Below are 24,039 nucleotides of genomic sequence, written 5' to 3'. Positions count from 1 at the left end.
GCGGGAAGCGTGCAGTGGCGAGACGCGCATCATCGTCAACTCGGCGGCACATCGGCACGCCCGCGTGCGGCGGGCTTGCACAAGGCCTCGGAGCGCTGGCCCGCGAATCCACAGCATCTGTGGACAACACCGTGCACAGACTGCGGGCGAATGTCGCAAGTCCTTGGTCGTTCAGGACTTTTCTTAAGCTGCCTCAGTTTCGGGCAGGGGTGTCGGGCGGGACAATCGCCGCCATGCATCGCACCATCTTCACGACGCCCGGACTCAGCACCGTGCTGCGCGGCGTCTCCCTGGCCTGGCTCAAGCTCGCAGGCTGGACCGTCCAGGGCAGCTTGGCGCCCGAGGCGCGCAAGAGCGTCTTCATCGCTGCCCCTCACACCAGCAACTGGGACCTGCCCTACACGCTGTTCGCGTCCTTCGCGCTGCGCCTGACGCCCTACTGGATGGGCAAGTCCTCGATCTTCAAGTTCCCGTTCGGCGGGCTGATGCGCTGGCTGGGCGGCATCCCGGTGGACCGCAGCCAAGCGAACAACCTGGTGGCCGCGTCGGCGGCGGCTCTGCAGGCAGCCGACGGCCCGGTGCAGCTCATCGTGCCGCCGGAGGGCACGCGCAGCAAGACCATCTACTGGAAGACCGGCTTCTACTGGATCGCCGTCACGGCCCAACTGCCCATCGTCATGGCCCACATGGACTATCCGCGCAAGCTGGTAGGCCTGGGCCCGCTGTTCCAGCCGACGGGCGATGTCGAGGCCGACATGGCCGCCATCAAGCGCTACTACGCCCAGTTCAAGGGCAAGAACTCGGACCAGTTCACACACGAATGAACGGCAGCAAAGATCCCCTGCACGGCCTCACCCTCGAGGCCATCGTGACCGAACTGGTCGCGTACTTCGGTTGGCGGGAGCTGGGCCAGCGCATCGAGATCAAATGCTTTCGCATCGATCCCAGCGTGGCGTCCAGCCTGAAGTTCCTGCGCAAGACGCCGTGGGCGCGCGCCAAGGTCGAAAGCCTCTACCTCTTCATGCGGCGCGAGCAGGCGCGCAATGCGCCCAGGGCTTAGCGGCCAGCCGCCGCTTCCGGAAGTTCGATCTTCACTTCGAGCACCTCCAGGTCGCCCTGGCGCTCCATGTGGACCTTGATGTCGTCGGGGTTGATCGACACGTATTTGCTGATGACGGCGACCAGCTCCTTCTGCAGCTGGGGCAGATAGTCGGGGCTGGCGCTGCGGCCATTGCGCTCGTGCGCCAGGATGAGCTGCAGCCGCTCCTTGGCGACGCTGGCCGAGCTCTTCTTCTCGCCGAGGAAAAAGTTCAGGAATCCCATCGCGTGGCTCCCATCACTTGGCGCCGAAGACGCGCTTGAACCAGCTGGGCTTCACGGCTTCGGTGAAGCGCATGGGCTTGTCCTCGCCGAGGAAGCGGGCCACGACGTCCTTGTAGGCCTCGGCCACATCGGTGCCCTGCAGATGGATGGCCGGCGTGCCCTGGTTGGAGGCCTGCAGCACGCTCTCGCTCTCGGGGATGACGCCGATCAGCGGCGTGCGCAGGATCTCGTGGATGTCGTCCAGGCTCAGCATCTGGCCGCCCTCGACGCGATTCGGGTTGTAGCGCGTGATGAGCAGGTGCTCCTTCACGGGCTCGCCGCCTTCGATGGCGCGCTTGGTCTTGCTGGAGAGCATGCCGAGGATGCGGTCGCTGTCGCGCACCGAGGAGACCTCGGGGTTGGTCACCACCAGCGCCTCGTCGGCGTAGTGCATGGCCATCAGCGCGCCGGTCTCGATGCCGGCCGGCGAGTCGCAGACGATGTAGTCGAACTCCATCGCCTTCAGCTCTTCGAGCACGCGTTCGACGCCTTCCTGCTTCAGCGCGTCCTTGTCGCGCGTCTGCGAGGCGGCCAGGATGTAGAGCTTGTCGAGCTGCTTGTCCTTGATCAGGGCCTGGGTCAGCTTGATCTCTTCGTTGACGACGTTGATCAGGTCGTAGACGACGCGGCGCTCGACACCCATGATGAGGTCGAGGTTGCGCAGGCCGACATCGAAGTCGATGACGCAGGTCTTGAGGCCGCGCATGGCGAGGCCAGTGGCGAAGCTCGCGCTGGTGGTGGTCTTGCCGACCCCGCCCTTGCCGGAGGTGACGACGACGATCTTGGTCATCTGGAGCTTTCCTGTTCGTTCAGTTCAATCGGGGGCGTCAGAGAGCGAGGGGCTGCATCAGCAGCTTCTCGCCGTCGAGATAGACCTGGGCCGGCTTGCCCGACACCTCGGGCGGCAGCGGGTTCTCGGTCGTGCGGTAGATGCCGGCAATCGACAGCAGCTCCGCTTCGAGGCTGTGGGCATAGATGCGCGCGGACGTGTCGCCGCGGGCGCCGGCGATGGCCTTGCCGCGCAGCGGTGCGTAGACGTGCACGCTGCCGTCGGCGATGACTTCGGCGCCATGGTTGACGAGGGCCAGCACGACAAGGTCACCGCCCTTGGCGTAGATGCGCTGGCCGGAGCGCAGGGGCTTGTCGACCACCATCGTGGGCGCCGGCGTTGCCACGGGAACAGGCTTCTCGATGATCTTCTCGACGGTGATCTCGCGCACCACCTCTGCCGGTGCCGCCGCAGCGGCACGTTCGACAGCCGGCTCGTCGGCGGCGTCCGCCAGGCCCAGCTCATGGGCCAGGGCCAGCTCCTCGGCCGTCGCACCGGCCACGGCCACCGGCTGCAGCTGGCTCTTGCGCAGCAGCTCGACGATGGATCGGAGGTCGACCGGCGCCGGGCCGTCCAGGGCCAGCGGTGCCTGGCCTTCGACGGCCTCGGTCGTGGTGACGGGCAGGCGCTCCAGCTGGCTGAGGTCGATGACGACGGGCTCATGCTCGAAGCCGCCGGCACCGGCGCGCTGGGACCAGTCGGCGGCCAGCTCGGCCAGGTCGGCGCTGTGCAGCACCAGACCCAAAAGGCTGAAACGGCGCGACTTCAACTCGAAAGTGCCGGCGCGCGATGCGCTCTTGCCACGCCCGCCACTTTCCTTCTGCAAATCCGCCATTGCCCCGCTGTCGCCCCGCTCAAAAGGCCGCGAGTTTAGCCGCCGGCCTCAGGCGCACTTCTTGGGGACTGCCCCCAGAGCCCAGTTCGAGACCGCCTCAAAAGCAGGCAGACCACTCGGAGCGGTGGCCGATCAAGCACTTAGCGCCGCTGTCGTCAGCCCGCCCACAGACTTGTCCACAGTTGACGGGGACAAAGCGCACCGAAATGTCATCCCAACCCGTGACATCTGCACTTGGCGGCTTGACTTATCCCCAAATCTGGAACGCGTCAAGCCCTGCGACCCCGGCCGCCGCCTGCCACATGAGTCCATCGGCGCATGAGGCTAAGTTATTGATTCATATAGCCGCTCCGCGGCTGCCTAGAAATGAGGCAAGCTAAGACAACCCGCATTCCATAAGGGCTTGGCCGCGATGGAGTGGGGTTCTCCACAAAGTTTTCCACAGACTCGGTGGATAGCTTTCGGAAGCGTTACAAATCAGTGACTTAAGCGCGTTCCTTGATGCGGCGTGGAGCTTTCGGCTGCAACTTGGGAGCGCTGTCGGGCCCGGCGCAAGCTACATTGGGCCGGCCACCTCAAGGAGAGTCCATTTTGGCTACCCCGAACTACAGCTATGAAAAACGCCAGCGTGAGCTGGCCAAGAAGCGCAAGGCCGAAGAGAAGCGCCAGCGCAAGCTCAGCGGCAAGCCTGACGACGCCAATGCGCCGGACGAACCCCAGGCCGATGGCGAGGCCGCAGCCGACCCGGCCGCGCCGACCGACCCGCAAACCTAGAATCCGCAGTTCCGCCCGCCAGCCCCGTCACTCGCGCCCATGCCCCGCCAGCTCTTCGTCACCACCGCCCTGCCCTATGCGAACGCCGGTTTCCACATCGGCCACATCATGGAGTACACCCAGGCCGACACCTGGGTGCGCTTCCAGCGCATGGCGGGCCACGAGGTGCACTTCGTCTGCGCGGACGACGCCCACGGCGCGCCCATCATGATCTCGGCCGAGAAGGCCGGAAAGTCGCCGCAGGATTTCGTCGCCGGCATCGCCGCCGGACGCAAGCAATACCTGGACGGCTTCCACATCAGCTTCGACAACTGGCATTCGACCGACGGTCCGGAGAACCATGAGCTGTCCAAGGCCGTCTACCTGGCCCTGCGCCACAACGAGCTCATCTCGACCAAGACCATCGAGCAGTTCTTCGATCCGGCCAAGTCCATGTTCCTGCCGGACCGCTTCATCAAGGGCGAGTGCCCCAAATGCGGGGCCATGGACCAGTACGGCGATTCCTGCGAGGTCTGCGGCGCCGTCTATGCGCCCACCGAGCTGAAGAACCCCTACTCGGTGCTGTCCGGCGCGACGCCGGTGCTCAAGACCAGCGAACACTATTTCTTCAAGCTCAGCGACCCGCGCTGCGTCGACTTCCTGACGCAGTGGACCCAGGAGCCCGGCCGCCTGCAGCCCGAGGTGCTGAACAAGATCCGCGAGTGGTTCGAGACCGACGAGGACGGCAACAACAAGCTCAGCGACTGGGACATCAGCCGCGACGCGCCCTATTTCGGCATCGAGATTCCCGATGCGCCGGGCAAGTATTTCTATGTCTGGCTGGACGCGCCCATCGGCTACCTGGCCTCGCTGAAGAACTACTTCGGCAAGATTGGCAAGGACTACGACGCCTTCATGGCCAACCCTGACGTGGAGCAGATCCACTTCATCGGCAAGGACATCACCTATTTCCACACGCTGTTCTGGCCGGCCATGCTGCACTTCAGCGGCCGCAAGACGCCGAACCACGTCTTCGTGCACGGCTTCATGACCGTGAACGGCGGCGAGAAGATGAGCAAGAGCCGCGGCACCGGCCTGGACCCGCTGAAGTACCTCAGCCTCGGCCTGAACGCCGAATGGCTGCGCTACTACATCGCGGCCAAGCTCAACGCCAAGGTCGAGGACATCGACTTCAACCCCGAGGACTTTGCGGCCCGCGTCAACAGCGACCTGGTCGGCAAGTTCATCAACATCGCCTCGCGCGCCGCCGGCTTCCTGACCAAGCGCTTCGACGGCCACCTGAGCGCTGACCTCGGTGTCGAAGGCCGCACCCTGCTGGACGCGCTGCGCGCCCAGAGCGCCAACATCGCCGAGCTCTACGAAACCCGCGAGTTCGGCAAGGCCATCCGCGAGATCATGCTGCTGGCCGACAAGGTCAATGAATTCGTCGACCAGCACAAGCCCTGGGAGCTGGCCAAGCAGGAGGGCATGGACGCCGCCCTGCACGATGTCTGCAGCGTCTGCATCGAGGCCTTCCGCCTGCTGACCCTCTACCTGAAGCCCGTGCTGCCGGCCCTGGCCACCCAGGTCGAGAGCTTCCTGAAGATTGCCCCCCTGCAGTGGAAGGACAGCGCCCGCGCCCTGGGCGCCCACCAGATCGGCGTCTACCAGCATCTGATGCAGCGCGTGGACCTGGCCAAGGTCGAGCAGCTCTTCGAAGCCCCGCCGGCACCCAAGGTCGTGCCCGGCGGTGAAGACATTGCGGCCGAGATCAAGATCGACGACTTCGCCAAGGTCGACCTGCGCATCGCCAGGATCGTCAAGGCCGAACTGGTGGAAGGCTCGGACAAGCTGCTGCGCCTGACGCTGGATGCCGGCGAAGGCCCCGACCCGCAGGGGCGTCCGATCCATCGCAATGTGTTCAGCGGCATCCGGAGCGCCTACAAGCCCGAGGACCTGGAAGGCAAGCTGACCGTGCTGGTCGCCAACCTCGCGCCGCGCAAGATGAAGTTCGGCATCAGCGAGGGCATGGTGCTGGCCGCCGGCCACGCCGACGAGAAGGCCCACCCCGGCATCTTCGTGCTCGAGCCCCACGCTGGCGCCCAGCCCGGCATGCGTGTCCGATAATCCCGCCCCTCACCGAAAAGACACTGCCATGCCGCTGTTCTGGAAGCCCTACAAGTCCGAAGTCACCAACTTCATCGAGCAACTCAAGGCCCAGCGCCCGACGCTGGAGGCCGAACAGCGCGCCGGCCGCGCCCTGCTGTGGGACAAGGAGCAGGACCGCAGCGCCCAGGCCGGTTTCGACGACGCCCGCGTGCCCCAGCAGCCCTACGTCTATCAAACGTCCGGCAAATAAGTCTTGAGCGTCGTGGCTGAGGAATCCAGCCAGACCGGGTCCGACCTGCCCGAGGTCGTCGATGCGGTGGCCGTGGCACGCCTGTACGGCGAGCCGCTGTTCCAGATGCCGCTGGACCTCTACATCCCGCCGGATGCGCTGGAGGTCTTCCTGGAAGCCTTCCAGGGCCCGCTGGATCTGCTGCTGTACCTGATCCGCAAGCAGAACTTCAACATCCTCGACATCCCGCTGGCCGACGTCACGCGCCAGTACCTGAGCTATGTCGAGCAGCTGCGCAAGCACAACCTCGAGCTGGCCAGCGAATACCTGCTGATGGCCGCGATGCTGATCGAGATCAAGTCGCGCATGCTGCTGCCGCCCAAGAAGAGCGAGGATGGCAAGGAAGCCGAGGATCCGCGCGCCGAACTGGTGCGGCGCCTGCTCGAGTACGAGCAGATGAAGCTGGCCGCGGCGCGGCTGGACCGCCTGCCGGTGCTGGGCCGCGACTTCCTGCGCGCCCAGATTCACATCGAGCAGTCGCTGACGCCGCGCTTCCCCGACGTCAACAGCGACGATCTGCGCGATGCCTGGCTGGACATCCTCAAGCGCGCCAAGCTCAACCAGCACCACAAGATCAGCCGCGAGCAGCTGTCGGTGCGCGAGCACATGAGCATCGTGCTGCGCCGCCTGCAGGGCCAGCGCTTCGTCGAGTTCGAGGCCCTGTTCGACGTCACGCGCGGCCAGGCCGTCCTCGTCGTGACCTTCATCGCGATGCTGGAGCTCGCCAAGGAGCGCCTGCTGGAAATCACGCAGGCCGAGGCCTTCGCGCCCATCTATGTGCGGCTGGCCTACTCGGCCAACTGATCACTTGCCACGCAGCTTCTGCACCGCCATCACGGCGGCCAGCACGAGAGCACCGGCCACCACACCCACCAGCGCATTGGCGCCGTTCTCGATCAGCGCCGACACGGCCCAGGCCTGACCTTCGGCCAGCTGCGCAATGGCGTGATGCAGCGGCGCGATGCCATGCACCAGGATGCCGCCGCCGACCAGGAACATCGCCGCCGTGCCCAGCACGGTCAGCGTTTTCATCAGCAGGGGCGCGGCGGCCAGCAGGAAGCGGCCCAGAGCCTGCGCCGTGGCCCCGGCCTTGCGCGACAGCAACAGACCCGCATCGTCCATCTTGACGATGCCGGCCACGAAACCGTAGACGCCCACCGTCATCGCGATGGACACCGCCACCAGCACCGCCAACTGAGTCTGCAGCGGCGCGCCGGCCACCGTCCCCAGCGCGATGACGATGATCTCGGCCGACAGGATGAAGTCGGTGCGGATGGCGCCCTTGACCTTGTCGCGCTCGAAGGTCGGCATGTCGACCTGCGGATCGGCAATCGCCTGGACCCGTTCCTCGCGATGCGCCTGGTCCTCTTCCTCGCTGTGCAGGAATTTGTGAGCCAGCTTTTCGAAGCCCTCGAAGCACAGATAGGCGCCGCCCACCATCAACAGCGGCGTGATGGCCCAGGGCAGGAAGGCCGAGATGGCCAGGGCCGCCGGCACCAGGATGGCCTTGTTCAGCAGCGAGCCCTTGGCCACGGCCCAGACGACGGGCAGCTCGCGGTCGGCATTGACGCCGGTGACCTGCTGGGCATTGAGGGCCAGGTCGTCGCCCAGCACACCGGCGGTCTTCTTGGCGGCGACCTTGGTCATGGTCGCCACGTCGTCGAGGACGGTGGTGATGTCGTCGAGCAGGACGAGGAGGCTGGAAGCCATGGGACGGTCAGGCGGTCGTGGAAACGGCCGCCATGCTATCGCCCCCGTTCAGCGGAAATGCCGCGCCAGGCTCTCGGCCACGCAAACGGGCTTGGACACCCCCTCGGCTTCGATGGCCACTTCCACGGTCAGCTGCACGGCGCCGCCGGCCACATCGTCCATGGCCAGCAGCTTGAAACCGGCCCTCAGCCGGCTGCCCACCGGCACCGGTGCCGTGAAGCGCACCTTGTTGAGGCCGTAGTTCAGCACCATGCGGCTCTCGCGCACGGCAAAGCCGGTTTCGAAGAAATAGGGAATCAGCGACAGCGTCAGGAAACCATGCGCAATGGGCCCGCCGAAGGGCCCGGCCTGGGCCCGCTCGGGGTCGACATGGATCCACTGCCGGTCCTCGGTCGCCTCGGCGAAGGCGTTGACGCGGGCCTGGTCGACGGTGATCCAGTCGCTGTGGCCCAGGAGCTGGCCCGTCAGGGCCTGGAGCTCGGCGAGGGTGTCGAAATGGCGCATGCGCATGACCCGGGGAAACGGCGGTGGACTACGTTACCCTCGCGCGCCTTGCCCGACCGTAGCCCAGGCGACACCGCCGCCCCCGTTCCATGCACATTCTTTTGATCGAGGACGACCTCGACCTGGGTCGCGCGCTGCAGGCCGCGCTGCAGACCGAAGGTCACAGCAGCACCTGGCTGCGCCGTGCCGGTGATGCACCGCCCCAGCTGGACCCCGCCGCCCAGGACGCCGTGTTGCTCGACCAGACCCTGCCCGATGGTGACGGCCGCCAGCTGCTGACCCGCTGGCGGCGCCAGGGCAGCCTGGTGCCCGTGCTCGTCATCACTGCCCGTGCCGCGCTGGAGGACCGCCTCGCCGGCTTCGACGGCGGCGCCGACGACTACGTCATCAAACCCTTCGAAATGCCCGAACTGATTGCCCGCCTGCGCTCGGTGCTGCGGCGCAGCGCCCAGCAGGCCAGCGATTGCTGGACGCTGGGCGACCTCACCATCGAGCCGCGCCGCCAGCGCGTGCAGCTGAGTGGCGCCGAATTGGCACTGTCGCCGCGCGAATACCAGCTGCTGCTGGAACTGGCACGCGAACGAGGCGGCGTGGTGGCCAAGCACGCGCTGGCGCAGCGCCTGGCGCCGCTCGGCGAGCCGCTGGAGTTCGGCACCCTGGAGGTCCACCTGGCCAATCTCCGCCGCAAGATCGGCCCCGCTCGCATCGGCACGCTGCGCGGTGTGGGTTACTGGCTGGAATGCGCATGAGCTGGAACTGGCTGCGCCCGACACTGACGCGCCGGCTGATCGCCGCGCTGCTGCTGGCCTTCACGCTGTGCGCCGTGCTGCTGCTGGTCGAGGACCAGCTCGACATCCAGCAGACGCTGGCCACCGACTCCCCCTTGCGCCAGTTCGGCAGCGGCATCCTTGCCGGCATCAACGAGATCGACGACGCGACCGTGGCCGCCCAGGTGCTGGACGGCCACATGCGCCATGTCAACCGGGTGCGTGAGGCGCAGCACATGACACAGGGCCCGCTGCTGGCCCGGCTGGTCGACGCCGATGGCCGCGAGGCCTACGGGTCCCCCGTCGCTTTCGACATTGGCAAGGGCGGCATCGGCGAGCAGCAGATCGCGGGCAGGACTTACTGGACCTACCGCCAGGACGGCCCCCGTTGGTCGCTGCGGCTGGCCGAGCCGGCGCTGTCGCGTGCGAGCCTGCTGAGCTTTGCGAGCTGGGAGCTGGGCAAGCAGCTGTTGCTGGCCTTCCCGCTGATGCTGCTGCCGCTGTGGATCGCCGTCTACACGGGCCTCGCGCCGCTGCGCCGCTTTGCGCGCCGGCTGCACGGACTGGACCCCAGGCAAGACCTGGCACCTCTGGACGCCGACCTGCGCTATGGCGAACTGCGCCCATTGGGCCAGGCCTTCGACGCACTGCTGCAGCGCCTGCGCGAGCGCCGCGCCCGCGAACGCGCCTTCGTGCACGAGGCCGCGCACGAGCTGCGCACGCCCCTGGCCGTGGTCGCCACCCAGGCGCACGCTCTCGTACAGGCAGGGGATGAGGCCACCCGCGCCACGGCCGCCGCGGCGCTGCAACAGGCCATCGCCCGCAGCGCCCACCTGTCACGCCAGCTGCTGGATCTGGCCAGCCTGGACAAGGAACAAGCTGCCGAGCCCGCCGCGCTCGACCTGGCCCATTTCTGCGCGCAGCGGCTGGCCGAGCTGGCAGGTGTTGCGCGGGAACGCGGCATCGCGCTGACATTGGATGCACCCGAGCATCTGCCCGCCTTTGTCGATACCGTCGCGCTGCATTCGGTGCTGCAGAACCTGCTCGACAACGCGCTGCTCTATGTCGGCCGCGGTGCAAGTGTCGAAGTGCAGCTGGCCGTCACGCGCGACGGGCTGCGGCTGGCCGTGGCCGACGACGGCCCAGGCATCGCCGCGGCCGATCGCCCCCTGGTGTTCGAGCGCTTCTGGCGCGGCGCCGGTCACGACGTGACCGGCAGCGGCCTGGGGCTGGCCATCGTGGCGCGGGCTGCTGAACGGCTGGGTGGCCGGGTCAGCGTCAGTGATGGCCTGCCACGCGCCGGTGGTTGCGGCGCGCGCTTCGAGCTGCTCCTGCCTGCCACCGTCTTGGGCGTTTCTTAAGGCGCGGATTTCAAGAATGACCGGGTCACTTTCCAACCGACCCGGAGTTCCCTTGAATCTGAGAAGCCTGCCCCTCGCCGCCGCCCTGTTTGCCCTTGCTACCGCGGCCCGTGCCGCCGATCCTTACGTGGGCCTCAACATCACCACGCCGGGCGAAGCCAACTTCAGCATCAACGGCCACGACGTCGGCAATGACAACAAGCCGCATGCGATGAAGCTGTATGCCGGGCTGCAGTTCACGCCGTCCTGGGCGGCCGAACTGGGCTACGGCGCCTTCGGCAGCTATCACGCCGCCGACCCGACGCCGGGTTCGCATTACCAGGTCAAACTGTCCTCCAACGTGGCCTACTTGGCCGCGCGCGCCACCACGCCACTCGGCGAATCCTTCGCCCTCTTCGGCCGGTTCGGCGTGGCAGTGAACCGGCTCAAGGCCAGCGACTCGCTGGGCCATGGCGATCGCGAGTCCTTCGTGCGACCGATGTTCGGTGGCGGCCTGGAATGGAAGCTGGCACCCCAGCTGTCGGCCACTGTCGAATACAACCGCTACGGCTCGCACAACAGCGACGGCAACCGCTTCACGCAGCAGAAGGCCGAGCTGGGGCTGGCCTTCAAGTTCTAGTCGGGGCGGGCAAGTTAATCTCGCGGGCCATGCCTGAAGCCAACGCCCGCGACATCCTTGTCCTCGCCGCCCACCCCGACCTGGCCCGCTCGCATGCGACGCGCACCGTGCTCGACACGCTGCGCGCCTCGCCCGTGGCCGGCCGCGTGGAGCTGCGCGACCTCTACCGCCTCTACCCGGACTTCCACATCCACATCGACGCCGAGCAGCAGGCGCTAACCCATGCCAAGCTGGTCGTCATGCTGCACCCCATCTACTGGTACAGCATGCCGGCCCTGCAAAAGCTCTGGCTGGACGAGGTGGCGCGTCTGGGCTGGGCTTACGGCCCGGGCGGCACGGCCCTGCATGGCAAGGACTTCTGGCTGGTGGCCTCCACCGGCGGCGGCGCCGAGGCCTATGCACCCGGCGGCCACAACCACCACGCCATCGAGGAATTCCTGCTGCCCTACCAGCAGTCGGCCAAGACCTGCGGCATGCACTACCTGCCGCCGCAGATCCTGCACGCGGCCCATCGCGCCACCGACGAGGAGATCACCGCGCACGCCGAGCTGTTCGTGAAGCGGCTGACGCACTACCCCGAGTGGTGCCACCACCTTGCCGCGCCCGAGGTGGGCGATGAGGAAGCGGTGGCCCTGGACGAAAGGCCGCCGATGTTTTCCACGCTGGGCGGAGGGAGCGAGCCATGAGTCATGGCAATTGGCTGCAACTGCCTCTCGTCTTCCTCGCCGCCGCGGTGGTGGCGGTGCCGCTGGCGCGTTGGCTGCGCCTGGGTTCCATCCTCGGCTATCTGGTCGCCGGTGTGCTGATCGGGCCGGCCGTGCTGGCGCTGATCCCGGAGACGACGGCCATCCCCGAGGTCGCCGAACTCGGCGTCGTGCTGATGCTCTTCCTGGTCGGCCTGGAGCTGGAGCCCAAGCGGCTGTGGGCCATGCGCCGACCCATCTTCGGCTGGGGCAGCGTACAGCTGCTGGGCTGCGCGGCGGTGCTGACCGCCGTCGGCATCGCGCTGGGCTACCCGTGGCGGCTGACCGTCGTTGTGGGCCTGGGCCTGGCCATGTCGTCCACTGCTGTCGCCCTGGCCGTGATGGCCGAGCGCAACCTCGGCCGCACCACGGCGGGCGAAAGCATCCTGTCGGTCGCCCTGCTGCAGGACATCGCCGCCATTCCGGTGCTGGCCCTGGTGCCCGTGCTGGCACTCAGCGGCGCGCATGACGACGGCGACGGCAAGACCTGGCTGGCAGGAGCCAAGGCCGTGGGCGCCATCATCGTCATCATCTTCGGCGGCCGCCTCGCCCTGCGCCCGGCCCTGCGCTGGATCGCCCACAGCAAGACGCCCGAGATCTTCACGGCCGCGGCCCTGCTGCTGGTGCTGGGCACGGCAGCCCTGATGCAGCTCGTCGGTCTGTCGATGGCTCTGGGCGCCTTCCTGGCCGGTGTGCTGCTGGCCGAAAGCGAATACCGCCGCGAGCTGGAGACCGACCTCGAGCCCTTCAAGGGCCTGCTGCTGGGGCTGTTCTTCATCGCCGTCGGCATGGGGCTGGACTTGAAGGCCGTGGCGGGCCAGCCAGGCTTGGTGCTGGCCATCCTGGCGGCCCTGCTGGTGTGCAAGATCTTCGTGCTGGTGCTGATGTCCAAGGCCATGAAGATCCCGCTGGTCGAGCGGCCGGCCTTCGTCATCCTGCTGGCCCAGGGCGGCGAGTTCGGCTTCGTCGTCTTCCAGCTCGCCCAGAGCGAGGGCATGATCAACGCGGCCCAGAACTCGGCCCTGGTGGCCGCCGTGGCGCTGTCGCTGGCGTTGACGCCGCTGCTGCTGACCGGCGGCGACCGGCTGATGTCGCAGAAGCTGGCCCGCCGCGGCCTCAAGAAGCAGCGCAACGAAGCGCCGCCCGTCCCTTCGCCCATCATCATTGCCGGCAGCGGCCGCTACGGCCAGGTCGTCGCCCGCATGCTGCGCGCCAACGGCATCGAGGCCACGGTGCTGGACCACGACTCCGAGGCCATCGAGAGCCTGCGCCGCTTCGACTGGACGGTCTACTACGGCGACGCCACACGCCTGGACATGCTGAAGACCGCCGGAGCCGCGAAGGCCCGCATCCTCGTCATCGCCATCGACGACATCGCCCAGAGCGTCGAACTGGCCGAGCTGGTGCGCGAGCATTTCCCGCAGATCACCGTCGTCGCCCGCGCCCGCAATGTGCAGCACTACTACCAGCTGCGCGAGGCCGGTGTCGAGTTCGTTGAACGCGAGACCTTCGACTCGGCACTGATGAGCGCGCGCAGCGTGCTGGAGCTGACCGGCATGGAACCCCATGCCGCACGCCGTCAGGCCATGCGCTTTCGCCACCACAACATCGAGGTGCTGAACCAGATGGTGCCGCTGCAGGGCGACGAAAACGCGTTGATCGCCGCCGCCCGACTGGGCCGTCAGCAGTTCGAGCAGTTGATGGCCGCCGAGCGCGAGGCCGAAGACGCGCACCGCAAGGCCCAGCGCGGCGGCTGGGACAAGCACGACGTCGAACAGGACGCATGAACGAAGCGGCGCTGGACCAGGCCGCCGAGCTGATCGCCCAGGCCGATGCGCTGGTCATCGCCGCCGGCGCAGGCATGGGCGTGGACTCGGGTCTGCCGGATTTCCGCGGCCGTGAGGGCTTCTGGCGCGCCTATCCGGCCCTCGGCCGCGCGGGGCTGGACTTCACCAGCGTGGCCTCACCCCAGACCTTCGAGCGCGACCCGCACCTGGCCTGGGGCTTCTACGGCCATCGCCTGGCTCTCTACCGCCGCACGGTGCCGCACGCCGGCTTCGCGTTGTTGAAGCGCTGGGGCGAGCGCATGCCACAGGGACTGGCCGTGTTCACCAGCAATGTCGACGGCCAGTTCCAGCGCGCCGGCTTCGATGACACGGCGCCCCTGCATGAGTGCCACGGCTCCCTGCACTGGCTGCAATGCCTGCGCGGCTGCGGCCAGGCGCCCTGGCCGGCCGACGGCGTCGAGCCCGACATCAACGAAGCGGAATGCCGCTGGCCAGGTGAGCTGCCCGCCTGCCCCAGCTGCGGCGCCCTCGCTCGGCCCAACCTGCTGATGTTTGGCGACTGGGGCTGGGAGGGCGACCGCTACGAGGCCCAGTCCCGGCGGCTGTCCGACTGGCTGGGCTGCGTGGAGCGCGCCGTCGTCGTCGAACTCGGTGCCGGCACCGCGGTCCCCTCGGTGCGCCATTTCAGCCAGCTCGTCGTCGCTGCCCACGGTGGACAGATCCTGCGCATCAATGTGCGCGAGCCTCAGGTCGCCGCGGCCTTCGGCATCGGCTTGGGCCTGGGCGCGCTGGAGGCCCTGCAAGCCCTGGCGAGACGGCTGGATTGAGGGCGGCGGCGACAATCGCCCCATGTTCGCTCCCTCCCAGCTCGAAGTCCGGCGCTTCTTCTGTGCCACCTACCGCAAATGGCGCGACGGCGCGCCGCTGATCCCGATGGAAGCGATCGCCGCGGACTGGATTGCCGAACACCCCGAGTACCACGAAGACCTGTCCGACGAGGCAGCGGCGCTGGAGAAGGTCTACACGGTCGAGGAAGGCCGCACCAACCCCTTCCTGCATCTGTCCATGCACCTGACGATCACCGAGCAGCACGCCATCGACCAGCCCTCGGGCATCCGCCAGGCCGTCGACCTGCTGTCCGCCAAGCGCAACTCCCGGCACGAGGCCCACCACGTGGCCATGGAGGCGCTGGGCGAAATGATCTGGGCCTCGCAGCGCAGCGGGATGCCGCCCGACGGCCATGTCTATCTGGACAAGGTGCGCCAGGCCGCTACCCGCTGAGCCAGCGAATTCAACCTGTTTTCAGCACGACAGCAATTTGTCGTCGATGATTGTTTTCAATTTTCGAACGACGCATTGCTGCGGCACTGGTGTTTCTACTGAGGGGTGATGCCTACAGTTCAAGCCATGGACACCGCGGTCGCGATGCCCAAGCAAACCAGGCGGCACAACCCGCCACGGAACTTGAAGGAAATCATCATGAGCAAGCTGTCTACCGCCCTGAACACTTTTGCTGCCGCCGCCCTGCTGATCGCCGCCGGCGCCGCCTCTGCCCAAACCACCCGCGAAGCCGTCATCGCCGACCTGGTCGCCGCCCGCAACAGCGGTGAACTGGCCGCCCTGCAAGGCGAAAAGGGCGTCGAAGCAACCGTCCCCGTCGCCGCCAAGCGCTCGGCCGTCGCAACGGTCAAGCTGCCCCGCCAGGCTATCCTGACGGTCAAGCCGACGGAACTGCGCACCGAAACCGCCGCCGCCCTGGCTGCCGACCACGGTGAGAACGCCGCCCGCGAACTGGGCGACTTCCCGGCTCCGGTCGCCCGCCGTGCCACGGCCCTGGCTGCCAAGTAAGCGGCGCCTCGCACCATGACAAGCGACCCTTGGGGTCGCTTTTCTTTTGCCGATTGACAAACCTACCAATTGGTAGGCAAACTAGCGCCATCGACTCAGCCCCCGTGCCATGAAGCACTTCTCCGAACTCAGCCCCACCGCGGAACGCGTCGTCGACGTCGCCGAGAGCCTGCTGCAACTGCAGGGCTACAACGGCTTTTCCTATGACGACGTGGCCCAGCAGGTCGGCATCAAGAAGCCCAGCGTCCACCACCACTTTCCCACCAAGGGCGATCTGGCCGCCATGGTCGTGCAGCGCTACACGCACCGCTTCCGCGAGGAATTGCTGCGCATCGATGGTCGCCACGCGCACGCCCGCGAGCGGCTGGCGGCCTATGCCGAGTTGTTCGATCGCACCTTCGCCCGCGAGCGGCGCCTGTGTGTCTGCGGCATGCTCGGGGCCGAGGCGCACGACCTGCCCGAAACGGTGCGAGACGAGGTGACGCGCTTCTTCGACATCAACCTGCGCTGGCTGCGTGACAGCTTCGACCTGGGCCGCCGCGAAGGTGCGCTGAACCCACAAGCCCAGCCGGAGGCGCTGGCCCGCGCCTATCTGTGCGCGCTGGAAGGCGCCATGGTCGTCGGCCGCGGCCTGGCCGACGGCCAGGGGCCGACCGCTGTCGGCATGGCCATGCTCGATCTCTGCTGGCGCTGAACTGACGCCGGTCGGCGCCGCAGGCTTCACTGAAGGATTCCACCCGGCACCCGCGTGAGCGGGGGTGCAGCCACGGGCAAGCTCCGCTCACAAAACCTACCAATTGATAGGTAGTCAAAGGAGATTTTCATGACCCAGAACTTCCATGGCCACAAGGTACTCGTCATCGGTGGTGGCGGCGGCATCGGTGCGCAAGTCGCTGCCGATTTGCTGGACCAGGGCGCCCACGTGGTGGCGGTCGGCCGCAGCGCCGCCAAGCTGCAGGCGCTGGCCGGCGCGGCAAGCGCACCCAGCCGGCTGGCGACGATTGCGGCGGACATCACGACGCCCGAGGGCTTCGCTGCTGTCACCGCTGCGCTGCATGGGCCGCACCGGGACGTCGACCTGTTGGTCAACGCGGCCGGCGTGTTCGTACCCAAGCCCTTCCTGGCACACGAACCGTCCGACTACGACGCCTACCACGACCTCAACCGCGCCAGTTTCTTTCTGACCCAGGCCGTCGCCCGGCTGTGGGTGGAGGCACAGCGCCCGGGCGCCATCGTCAACATCGGCTCGATGTGGGCAAGGCAGGCCATTGCGGCGACGCCGTCGTCGGCCTATTCCATGGCCAAGGCCGGTCTGCACGCGCTGACCCAGCATCTGGCGATGGAGCTGGCGCCGCACCGCATCCGCGTCAACGCGGTGGCACCGGCCGTCGTGGCCACGCCGATCTACGAGGGCTTCATCGCCAAGGACCAGATCGAGCCGACGCTGCGCAGCTTTGACGCCTTCCACCCCCTGGGCCGTGTGGGCCAGCCGCAGGATGTCGCCAGCGTCATCGGCTTCCTGCTGTCGGAGCAGGCGGGCTGGGTGACCGGCGCGGTGTGGGATGTGGACGGCGGCGTCATGGCCGGCCGCAACTGAGAAATGAAAAAGCCACCCCGCGGGTGGCTTTCTCGAATCGGGGCGCTATCAGGCCTGGTAGCTGCCGCCGCCGACGCTGCGGCGCTCGGCCTTGCCGCCGGCGCCATACAGGCCGGTCGGTTCGCTGGGAATCAGCACGTCCAGGGCTCGATCCAGGGATGCATTGCCACGGGCCAGGGCCTCGCGCTGGGCGGCCAGCAGGCCACCGGCGCGCACCAGGCGGTTGCGCAGCGCGCTGGGCACGCTGCCGTTGCGGGCGGCTTCGCTGAAGCTCTGCACCGCCTTGGCCAGATGCTGATGCAACTCGGCCGCATGCTGCTCGATGGCCGCCGCATCACGGCGAGCCAGCGCATCGCCAAGCTGGTTCAGCGCGGCTTCGACAGCCAGCAGGGGCTGTTCGAGTTCGGCGCTGAGAGGAGACGAAGCGGTGGCGGTCATGTTTCAGTGTTTATTGACGCGGCTGTCCAGCAATTCTTGCGCATTCGAGACCAGCTTGTCCGCGATGGCGTTCGCGTTGACCGTGAACTTACCCTCACTGATGGCCTTGGAGATGCGGGCGACCTTGGCGGCGTCGAAGCTGCCATCGTCATTGCCCTGGGCGGCGGCGATCTTGGCCGTATTGGAAATGGCGACCTGGGCGCTGGGCGACGAGGTGGCGGCCTGGGCGGTCTGACGGACGATGTCGGTCGTGCTGGCGGCCTCGGGCTTGCGCGAGGCGGGACGCTCGGCCTTGGGCGGGCTGGCGGTGCCGTCAGGGCTGTTACCGATCTTCATGAGCTTCTCCAGGGTGCGGGGCGGGCCCCGCAGAGGGCATTGCAGGGGAGTTTCCCCCTGTATCGGCCCCCAGCCTAGGAACTTGAGCGGGAACTGGCGGGTTTTTCCAGCCAGTTGTAGCGATTCGTGGCAGTTTGCTCACAACAGCACATCCACCCGGCGCTCGCCGACCGCCCGGCCGCTGACGACGCGGCCACTTTCGAACCTCACCCTGACCTCCTGGCCCTCGACGCCGGCCGACAGGGCCTGGGCCTCGGAGGCAACGGCAAATCCCTCACCCACGGCCCGAACCTGGACGGTCTCTCCGGCAGCAAACCACTGGCGCGACTTCAGCACCGGCGCTCTGACGGCCTCGGAGGCGCTCAGCGGCCGCGCGAGCGTGCGCCCGATCAACAACGCAGGGTCGGTGAACACGGCGCCCGGCTCGGCAGCGATGTCGATATCGGCCAGGGCCAGTTGTTCTTGAGACAAATTCACGCCGGCCGGCAGAGGCCCGTTGGCGACGACGGCCCGGCCGTATACGGCGACGCGCACCGGCAGCGTCACATTCCAGCGTGCGACGCCATCGGTGCAGCGCAGGCCGATGCGGCTTTTGCCCCAGACGGCCATGCCGGGAGGCAGATAGGGTTGGATCTGCTGGCAGGGCGCCAGGCGCAGCCGGGCGTCGAGGGCGCCGATCTCGACGGCGACGCGGGTATTCGGGGGAGCCGCCGCACGGGCGGCAGTCTCGGCCAGCACGCGAACCCGTTCCAGCAGGGCTGGATCGAGCACGGTCTGCGCCCGCCCGGGCAGGGCGGCAAGCAGGCAGCCGAGGAGCAGGGTGGCACGGAGCATGGGCAGCACTCTAGAGAAGGGAGTCGTCCGCTCTAGGTCGGAATTGAACGGCTTTGGCCCCGCTAATCCCGCTCATGTTTTCGGGCCTGCTTCAGACAATTTGCGCAAGAGCCATCCCGGCCCTTCGGCCAGAAAGCTCCCTCGAAAGAGGCCCCCAGATGTTGAACCGACTCACCGACACGCTGAACTTCCAGACCCAGGCGCTCACGCTGCGGGCGGAGCGCCAGCGCCTGCTCGCCAGCAACATCGCCAATGCCGACACGCCGGGCTACCAGGCCCGCGACATCAATTTCGCCAAGGCGCTGCGCGAGGCCACCGGCGAGGTCGCCACCAACGGCGCCCTGCAGACCACCCAGCGTGGCCACATCGCCCCGCTGGCCGGCGCGCGCGGCGAGAGCGGCAAGGAATATGCGCTGCAGTCCCAGACCAGCCTGGACAGCAACGGCGTCGACATGGACCGCGAGCGCGCCAGCTTCGCCGACAACTCGGTGAAGTACGAGGCCACGCTGCGTTTCATCAACGGCTCGGTGCGCACGACGCTGGACGCCATGAAGTCCTACAACCAAAGCTGAGGGAGGACTGAGCCATGTCGATGTTCCAGATCTTCAACGTGTCGGGCAGCGCGGTCAGCGCGCAAAGCCAGCGCCTCAATGTGGTGGCCAGCAACCTGGCCAACGCCGACACCGTGGCCGGCCCGGACGGCCAGGCCTACAAGGCACGCCAGGTCGTCTTCCAGACCCAGCTGATGGGCGCCGGCAACGACAGCGGCAACGCCGGCGTGCGCGTGACCAATGTGACCGAGGACCAGACCCCAGGCCGCCGCGTGCACGACCCCAAGCACCCGCAGGCCGACGCCGACGGCTATGTGACCTATTCCAACGTGAACCCGGTGGAAGAGATGGTCAACATGATCTCGGCCTCGCGCTCCTACCAGAACAACATCGAAGTCATGAGCACGGCCAAGAGCCTGCTGCTCAAGACCCTGCAACTCGGCCAGTCCTGACCGCTGAAGGCACACCATGGACGTCACAGCACTCAACGGCAGCAGCACCACGCAGACGCCGACCACCTCGGCCAAGAACGCGGCCGAAACCCAGGACCGCTTCCTGAAGCTGCTCGTCGCGCAGATGAACAACCAGGATCCGCTCAACCCCATGGACAACGCCCAGGTGACGAGCCAGATGGCGCAGATCCAGCAGGTCACCAGCCTGTCGACGCTGGACACCAGCATCAAGGGCCTGGGCAGCCAGCTCGGCCAGATGCAGGCCCTGCAGTCCATCTCCCTGGTGGGCCGCGAGGTCAGCGTGCCCAGCGACAAGCTGATGGTGGAAAACGGTGCCGCCGAGGCCAGCTACGAGCTCGACGGCGCGGCCCAGGCCGTCAAGCTGGAGATCCTCGGCCCGGCCGGCAACGTCATCGACACCCAGCAGCTGGGCGCCCAGGGCTCCGGCCGCCAGACCTTCTCCTGGGATGCCACCAACAAGGCGACCAACGGTGCCGAACTGAAGTACCGCATCACCGCCACCAACGGCGCCAAGGCCGTCACGTCCACCCTCTACACCCACGACAAGGTGGACGCCGTCTACAGCGAGAACGGCAGCCTCAAGCTCAATCTCGAACATCTCGGCCCCGTGGACTACACGGCCGTCTCCTCGGTCAACTGATCACCACCCGCACGACAGCAAGGACTCCCCATGAGCTTCCAGCAAGGCCTCTCCGGGCTCAATGCCGCTTCCAAGAACCTGGACGTCATCGGCAACAACATCGCCAATTCCGGCACCTATGGCGCCAAGAGTTCGCGGGCCGAGTTCTCCGACGTCTACGCCGCCGCGCTGAACGGCGCCGGCCAGAACCAGGTCGGTATCGGCACCTCGCTGCAGTCGGTCGCCCAGCAGTTCACGCAAGGCAACATCACCACGACCGAAAACCCGATGGACCTCGCCATCAACGGCGGTGGCTTCTTTCAGGTCAGCGACGGCGTCAATCCGACGCGCTACACCCGCAACGGCCAGTTCAAGGTCAGCAAGGACGGCTTCATCGTCAACAACGATGGCCTCAAGCTGATGGGCTACCCCGCCAATGGCGCCGGCGTCATCCAGCCCGGCACCGCCCAGCCGCTGTCCCTGCCCACCGGCGGCATCCCGCCGGCCGTGACCACCAAGGTCAACATGGAGTTCAACCTCGACTCCCGCCTGAAGATGACGGCGCCCGCTGCCGGTACCGGCACCGGCATGGACCTGAAGGACAGCACGACCTACAACAACGCGACCTCCATGACCGTCTATGACGCCAAGGGCCAGGACGTCGCCGTGACCTTCTACTTCCAGCGCGCTGCCGACCCCAGCGGCGCCGTGCCTCCCAACGACGTCTGGAACGTCTACGCGACCGCCAACGGCACGCCCTTCGATACCGATGCTTCCGGCAACGGCATCGTGCTGGATGCCAACGGCAACCCGACGACGCCCTACACCACCATCACCTTCCCGCCCACCGGCGGCGCACCGTCCGGCATCGCCGGCAGCGCGACGACGCCGCCCGGCACCATTCCCATGCCCGTGCCTGCCGGCACCAGCGCGCGCGGCAACCCGACGCTGGGCATCACCGGCATCCAGCTCGACCTGACCAAGGCCAGCGAGAACGGCAGCAGCTTCGCCGTGACCAACCTGACCCAGGACGGCTATGCGCCGGGCCAGTTGACCGGCATCCAGGTCGCCAACGACGGCATCGTCCAGGCCCGCTATTCCAACGGCCAGAGCAAGCCCGCCGGCCAGGTAGAACTGGCCAGCTTCCGCAACCCGCAGGGCCTGCAGACCATGGGCGGCAACGTCTGGATCCGCACCGTCGCTTCGGGCGACGCTGTCGTCGGCGTGCCGGGTGACGGCAATATGGGTGCGCTGCAGTCCGGCGCCCTGGAAGAAAGCAACGTCGACCTGACCGCCGAGCTCGTCAACATGGTGACGGCCCAGCGCGCCTATCAGGCCAATGCGCAGACGATCAAGACGCAGGACCAGGTCCTGCAGACCATCGTCAACCTGCGCTGATCGCAACCCAGGCTGAGGACGCGCGATGGACCGCATGATCTACCTCTCGATGGCCGGCGCCAAGGCGGCCATGCAGCGGCAGGACGTGCTCTCGCACAACCTCGCCAACGTGACGACCAATGGCTTTCGCGCCGAGTTGCAGGCCTTCCGCGCCGTGCCGGTGCGCGGCGACGGCGCGTCCACGCGTGCCTACTCGCTGGAAACCACCATCGGCTACAACGATGCCCAGGGCCCGCTGACGCCCACCGGCCGCAACCTGGACGTCGCCATGCAGGGCAATGCCTGGCTGGCCGTGCAGGCCAACGACGGCACCGAGGCCTACACCCGCGCCGGGTCGCTGGACGTGAATGCCGAGGGCATCCTCGTCATGCGCAACGGCATGCCGGTGCTGGGCGATGGCGGCCCCATCAATGTGCCGCCCAACAGCGAGGTGTCCATTGGCAGCGACGGCACCGTCAGCGCCAAGGCGCCCAACCAGAAACCGACGACGGTGGGCCGGCTCAAGCTGGTCACGCCCGAAGCGGCCAACCAGCTCACCCGTGGCGACGACGGCCTGTTCCGCGCTGCCGACGGAGACCTACCCGCCAACCAGGCCGCCCGCCTGCAGGACGGCGCGCTGGAAGGCAGCAACGTCAGCCCGGTCGAGACCATGGTCGCCATGATCGCGGCCGGCCGCCAGTTCGAGCAGCAGATGAAGCTGCTGCAGATTGCACAGACCCAAGGCCAGCAATCGGCCAAGCTCCTCGGGAGTACCTGACCATGATGCGCTCGCTCTGGATTGCCAAGACCGGCATGGAAGCCCAGCAGACCCAGCTGGACAACATCTCTCACAACCTCGCCAACGTCGCCACCAATGGCTACAAGCGTTCGCACGCGGTGTTCGAGGATCTGATCTACCAGAACATGCGCCAGGCCGGCGCCAACAGCACCGACCAGACCACGCTGCCCACCGGCCTGCAGGTCGGCCTGGGCGTGCGCCCGGTGGCCACGGCCCGCATCTACACGCAAGGCAACTTGCAGCAGACCAGCAACAACCTGGACCTGGCCATCAAGGGCGACGGCTTCTTCCAGGTGCAGATGCCCGATGGCACCACCAACTACACCCGCGACGGCAGCTTCCAGCTCAGCGCCACGGGCCAGGTGGTGACCAGCAACGGCTACACCGTGCTGCCCGGCATCACGATCCCGCAGAACGCGCAGACGCTGACCATCGGCAACGACGGCACCGTCAGCGTCACCCTGCCCGGCCAGACGGCGGCGCAGACGGTCGGACAGATCCAGATGGCCAACTTCGTGAACCCGGCCGGCCTGGATCCGCGCGGCCAGAACCTGTTCGCCGAGACCGCCGCCAGCGGCACGCCCAACACCGGCGCCCCCAGCGCCAACGGCATGGGCGCGCTGCAGCAGGGTTTCGTCGAAACCTCCAACGTCAACGTCGTCGAGGAGCTGGTGCAGATGATCCAGACCCAGCGCGCCTACGAGCTGAACTCCAAGGCGGTGCAGACGTCGGACCAGATGCTGCAAAAGCTCGCCCAGATCTAAGGCAAACCGCCATGAAGTACCTCGCCCTCCTCGCTCTTCCCGCCCTGCTGGCCGGCTGCTCCACGCCCTATCCCGAGCCGCATGTGGAGATGGCCGCCACGCCGGTCGTCAACCTGCCGCCGGTGCAGCCCATGGCCACGACCAACGGCTCCATCTACCAGGCCGCCGCCTATCGCCCGCTGTTCGAGGATCACCGTGCTCGCCTCGTCGGCGACACGCTGACCATCAACATCACGGAGAAGGTGTCAGCCTCGCAGACCAGCACCAGCGAACTGAGCAAGACCGGCAGCCTGTCGGCCGGCATCACGGCCCTGCCCGCCATCTCGCCCAAGGCCTTCGCGCGCGCCGGTGCCGAGGCCACCTCGGCCAACGACAACAAGGGCAAGGGCAGCAACCAGAACACCAACGAGTTCACCGGCGCCATCACCGCCGTCGTGACCGGCGTGCTGCCCAACGGCCACCTGATGATCAGCGGCGAGAAGCAGATCGGCGTCAATCACAACGTCGACGTGCTGCGCTTCTCCGGCCAGGTCGACCCGCGCATGATCGGCCAGGGCAATGCCGTGGTGTCGACCGCCGTCGCCAATGTGCGCATCGAGCAGCGCGGCCGTGGCGCCACGTCCGACGCCCATGCCGTGGGCTGGCTGTCGCGCTTCTTCCTGAACATCGCACCGAGCTGACCCGCTGCGCGCCTCGTCGGCATACCATCGGCCCCAGGGGAGAACCCACGAGCTG

Annotated in this window: 31 protein-coding genes; 23 read left to right on the top strand and 8 right to left on the bottom strand. The window is 67.3% G+C overall.

The genetic code is table 11. From position 1 onward, the window contains the following. Window positions 1-233 precede the first annotated feature (233 nt). Window positions 234-824, top strand: a complete 591-nt coding sequence (locus tag ACS5PN_RS22205; protein WP_439466183.1) for a 1-acyl-sn-glycerol-3-phosphate acyltransferase — start codon at window positions 234-236, stop codon at window positions 822-824. After that, entirely contained in the window at window positions 821-1,060 is a 240-nt protein-coding gene (locus ACS5PN_RS22200; protein ID WP_439466182.1) for a VF530 family DNA-binding protein, read from the top strand. Before ACS5PN_RS22205 ends, ACS5PN_RS22200 begins: the two co-directional genes overlap by 4 nt. On the opposite strand, the gene minE is transcribed toward ACS5PN_RS22200, so the two are convergent. The 3 genes from minE to minC are packed head-to-tail and all read right to left on the bottom strand — an operon-like array spanning window position 1,057 to window position 3,026. Next, entirely contained in the window at window positions 1,057-1,323 is a 267-nt protein-coding gene (minE, locus tag ACS5PN_RS22195) for a cell division topological specificity factor MinE (protein ID WP_439466181.1), read from the bottom strand. The two genes, ACS5PN_RS22200 and minE, sit on opposite strands and share 4 nt — an antisense overlap. A 13-nt stretch (window positions 1,324-1,336) precedes the next feature. Continuing rightward, complete coding sequence (minD, locus tag ACS5PN_RS22190) at window positions 1,337-2,152, bottom strand: septum site-determining protein MinD (protein WP_439466180.1); 816 nt, start codon at window positions 2,150-2,152, stop codon at window positions 1,337-1,339. A gap of 37 nt (window positions 2,153-2,189) precedes the next feature. Then, entirely contained in the window at window positions 2,190-3,026 is an 837-nt protein-coding gene (gene minC, locus ACS5PN_RS22185; protein ID WP_439466179.1) for a septum site-determining protein MinC, read from the bottom strand. A gap of 591 nt (window positions 3,027-3,617) precedes the next feature. Here minC and ACS5PN_RS22180 point away from each other — a divergent pair. Genes ACS5PN_RS22180 through ACS5PN_RS22165 form a run of 4 tightly spaced genes read left to right on the top strand, consistent with a single transcriptional unit; the run spans window position 3,618 to window position 6,981 of the window. Then, window positions 3,618-3,800, top strand: a complete 183-nt coding sequence (locus ACS5PN_RS22180; RefSeq protein WP_439466178.1) for a hypothetical protein — start codon at window positions 3,618-3,620, stop codon at window positions 3,798-3,800. 39 nt (window positions 3,801-3,839) lie between these two features. After that, window positions 3,840-5,906, top strand: coding sequence for a methionine--tRNA ligase (metG, locus tag ACS5PN_RS22175; protein ID WP_439466177.1), 2,067 nt, complete (start codon window positions 3,840-3,842; stop codon window positions 5,904-5,906). Window positions 5,907-5,934: 28 nt separating this feature from the next. After that, window positions 5,935-6,138 (top strand): DUF3460 family protein, encoded by a 204-nt coding sequence (locus tag ACS5PN_RS22170; RefSeq protein WP_439466176.1) that lies wholly within the window; start codon window positions 5,935-5,937, stop codon window positions 6,136-6,138. 3 nt (window positions 6,139-6,141) lie between these two features. Beyond that, window positions 6,142-6,981, top strand: coding sequence for a segregation and condensation protein A (locus tag ACS5PN_RS22165; protein WP_439466175.1), 840 nt, complete (start codon window positions 6,142-6,144; stop codon window positions 6,979-6,981). Here ACS5PN_RS22165 and ACS5PN_RS22160 read toward each other — a convergent pair whose 3' ends face one another. After that, the gene (locus ACS5PN_RS22160) at window positions 6,982-7,887 is read right to left on the bottom strand and encodes a DUF808 domain-containing protein (protein ID WP_439466174.1); all 906 of its coding nucleotides are present in this window, start codon (window positions 7,885-7,887) and stop codon (window positions 6,982-6,984) included. A 48-nt stretch (window positions 7,888-7,935) separates the two neighbouring features. Continuing rightward, window positions 7,936-8,391: a MaoC family dehydratase gene (locus tag ACS5PN_RS22155; protein ID WP_439466392.1), complete on the bottom strand. Its 456-nt coding sequence runs from the start codon at window positions 8,389-8,391 to the stop codon at window positions 7,936-7,938. An 89-nt stretch (window positions 8,392-8,480) separates the two neighbouring features. Between ACS5PN_RS22155 and ACS5PN_RS22150 the strand changes: the two genes are divergently transcribed. The 10 genes from ACS5PN_RS22150 to ACS5PN_RS22105 all read left to right on the top strand — a co-directional run bounded on the left by ACS5PN_RS22150 (window position 8,481) and on the right by ACS5PN_RS22105 (window position 17,113). Next, entirely contained in the window at window positions 8,481-9,140 is a 660-nt protein-coding gene (locus ACS5PN_RS22150) for a response regulator (RefSeq protein WP_439466173.1), read from the top strand. Further along, window positions 9,137-10,519, top strand: coding sequence for a sensor histidine kinase (locus ACS5PN_RS22145; protein WP_439466172.1), 1,383 nt, complete (start codon window positions 9,137-9,139; stop codon window positions 10,517-10,519). The genes ACS5PN_RS22150 and ACS5PN_RS22145 overlap by 4 nt, the downstream gene beginning before the upstream one ends. A 52-nt stretch (window positions 10,520-10,571) precedes the next feature. Further along, window positions 10,572-11,138 (top strand): outer membrane beta-barrel protein, encoded by a 567-nt coding sequence (locus ACS5PN_RS22140; RefSeq protein ID WP_439466171.1) that lies wholly within the window; start codon window positions 10,572-10,574, stop codon window positions 11,136-11,138. A gap of 29 nt (window positions 11,139-11,167) precedes the next feature. Continuing rightward, window positions 11,168-11,824, top strand: a complete 657-nt coding sequence (locus tag ACS5PN_RS22135) for an NAD(P)H-dependent oxidoreductase (RefSeq protein ID WP_439466170.1) — start codon at window positions 11,168-11,170, stop codon at window positions 11,822-11,824. Continuing rightward, on the top strand, window positions 11,821-13,668 hold the full coding sequence (gene kefC / locus ACS5PN_RS22130) for a glutathione-regulated potassium-efflux system protein KefC (RefSeq protein WP_439466169.1): 1,848 nt from the start codon (window positions 11,821-11,823) through the stop codon (window positions 13,666-13,668). Before ACS5PN_RS22135 ends, kefC begins: the two co-directional genes overlap by 4 nt. Further along, complete coding sequence (locus ACS5PN_RS22125; protein ID WP_439466168.1) at window positions 13,665-14,495, top strand: SIR2 family NAD-dependent protein deacylase; 831 nt, start codon at window positions 13,665-13,667, stop codon at window positions 14,493-14,495. The genes kefC and ACS5PN_RS22125 overlap by 4 nt, the downstream gene beginning before the upstream one ends. A 22-nt stretch (window positions 14,496-14,517) precedes the next feature. Continuing rightward, a complete protein-coding gene (locus tag ACS5PN_RS22120) occupies window positions 14,518-14,949 on the top strand; it encodes a DUF1841 family protein (protein ID WP_439466167.1) in 432 nt (143 codons plus the stop codon). 198 nt (window positions 14,950-15,147) lie between these two features. Continuing rightward, complete coding sequence (locus ACS5PN_RS22115; protein ID WP_439466166.1) at window positions 15,148-15,516, top strand: hypothetical protein; 369 nt, start codon at window positions 15,148-15,150, stop codon at window positions 15,514-15,516. A 109-nt stretch (window positions 15,517-15,625) separates the two neighbouring features. Beyond that, entirely contained in the window at window positions 15,626-16,210 is a 585-nt protein-coding gene (locus ACS5PN_RS22110; RefSeq protein WP_439466165.1) for a TetR/AcrR family transcriptional regulator, read from the top strand. Window positions 16,211-16,339: 129 nt separating this feature from the next. Beyond that, window positions 16,340-17,113, top strand: coding sequence for an SDR family NAD(P)-dependent oxidoreductase (locus tag ACS5PN_RS22105; RefSeq protein WP_439466164.1), 774 nt, complete (start codon window positions 16,340-16,342; stop codon window positions 17,111-17,113). 48 nt (window positions 17,114-17,161) lie between these two features. On the opposite strand, the gene ACS5PN_RS22100 is transcribed toward ACS5PN_RS22105, so the two are convergent. The 3 genes from ACS5PN_RS22100 to flgA all read right to left on the bottom strand — a co-directional run bounded on the left by ACS5PN_RS22100 (window position 17,162) and on the right by flgA (window position 18,721). Then, a complete protein-coding gene (locus ACS5PN_RS22100) occupies window positions 17,162-17,551 on the bottom strand; it encodes a hypothetical protein (RefSeq protein ID WP_439466163.1) in 390 nt (129 codons plus the stop codon). Between the two features lie 3 nt (window positions 17,552-17,554). After that, complete coding sequence (gene flgM / locus ACS5PN_RS22095) at window positions 17,555-17,887, bottom strand: flagellar biosynthesis anti-sigma factor FlgM (RefSeq protein WP_439466162.1); 333 nt, start codon at window positions 17,885-17,887, stop codon at window positions 17,555-17,557. A 138-nt stretch (window positions 17,888-18,025) separates the two neighbouring features. Further along, window positions 18,026-18,721, bottom strand: a complete 696-nt coding sequence (flgA, locus tag ACS5PN_RS22090) for a flagellar basal body P-ring formation chaperone FlgA (RefSeq protein ID WP_439466161.1) — start codon at window positions 18,719-18,721, stop codon at window positions 18,026-18,028. A gap of 158 nt (window positions 18,722-18,879) precedes the next feature. Here flgA and flgB point away from each other — a divergent pair, with 158 nt between their 5' ends. The 7 genes from flgB to ACS5PN_RS22055 are packed head-to-tail and all read left to right on the top strand — an operon-like array spanning window position 18,880 to window position 23,984. Then, the gene (gene flgB / locus ACS5PN_RS22085; protein WP_439466160.1) at window positions 18,880-19,293 is read left to right on the top strand and encodes a flagellar basal body rod protein FlgB; all 414 of its coding nucleotides are present in this window, start codon (window positions 18,880-18,882) and stop codon (window positions 19,291-19,293) included. Between the two features lie 14 nt (window positions 19,294-19,307). Beyond that, window positions 19,308-19,724 (top strand): flagellar basal body rod protein FlgC, encoded by a 417-nt coding sequence (flgC, locus tag ACS5PN_RS22080; protein ID WP_415657274.1) that lies wholly within the window; start codon window positions 19,308-19,310, stop codon window positions 19,722-19,724. Window positions 19,725-19,740: 16 nt separating this feature from the next. Beyond that, window positions 19,741-20,385, top strand: a complete 645-nt coding sequence (locus ACS5PN_RS22075; RefSeq protein ID WP_439466159.1) for a flagellar hook assembly protein FlgD — start codon at window positions 19,741-19,743, stop codon at window positions 20,383-20,385. A gap of 30 nt (window positions 20,386-20,415) precedes the next feature. Continuing rightward, a complete protein-coding gene (flgE, locus tag ACS5PN_RS22070; RefSeq protein ID WP_439466158.1) occupies window positions 20,416-21,762 on the top strand; it encodes a flagellar hook protein FlgE in 1,347 nt (448 codons plus the stop codon). A 25-nt stretch (window positions 21,763-21,787) separates the two neighbouring features. After that, a complete protein-coding gene (gene flgF / locus ACS5PN_RS22065; RefSeq protein ID WP_439466157.1) occupies window positions 21,788-22,519 on the top strand; it encodes a flagellar basal-body rod protein FlgF in 732 nt (243 codons plus the stop codon). 2 nt (window positions 22,520-22,521) lie between these two features. Then, a complete protein-coding gene (gene flgG, locus ACS5PN_RS22060) occupies window positions 22,522-23,304 on the top strand; it encodes a flagellar basal-body rod protein FlgG (protein WP_439466156.1) in 783 nt (260 codons plus the stop codon). Window positions 23,305-23,315: 11 nt separating this feature from the next. Beyond that, a complete protein-coding gene (locus ACS5PN_RS22055; RefSeq protein WP_439466155.1) occupies window positions 23,316-23,984 on the top strand; it encodes a flagellar basal body L-ring protein FlgH in 669 nt (222 codons plus the stop codon). Window positions 23,985-24,039 lie beyond the last annotated feature (55 nt).

It is taken from the genome of Roseateles sp. NT4, assembly GCF_051857475.1.
In the GTDB taxonomy this organism is placed as follows: Bacteria; Pseudomonadota; Gammaproteobacteria; order Burkholderiales; family Burkholderiaceae_C; genus Pelomonas.
Note: the sequence above shows the minus strand (reverse complement) of the source record. Positions and strands in the feature narration are given on the sequence as shown.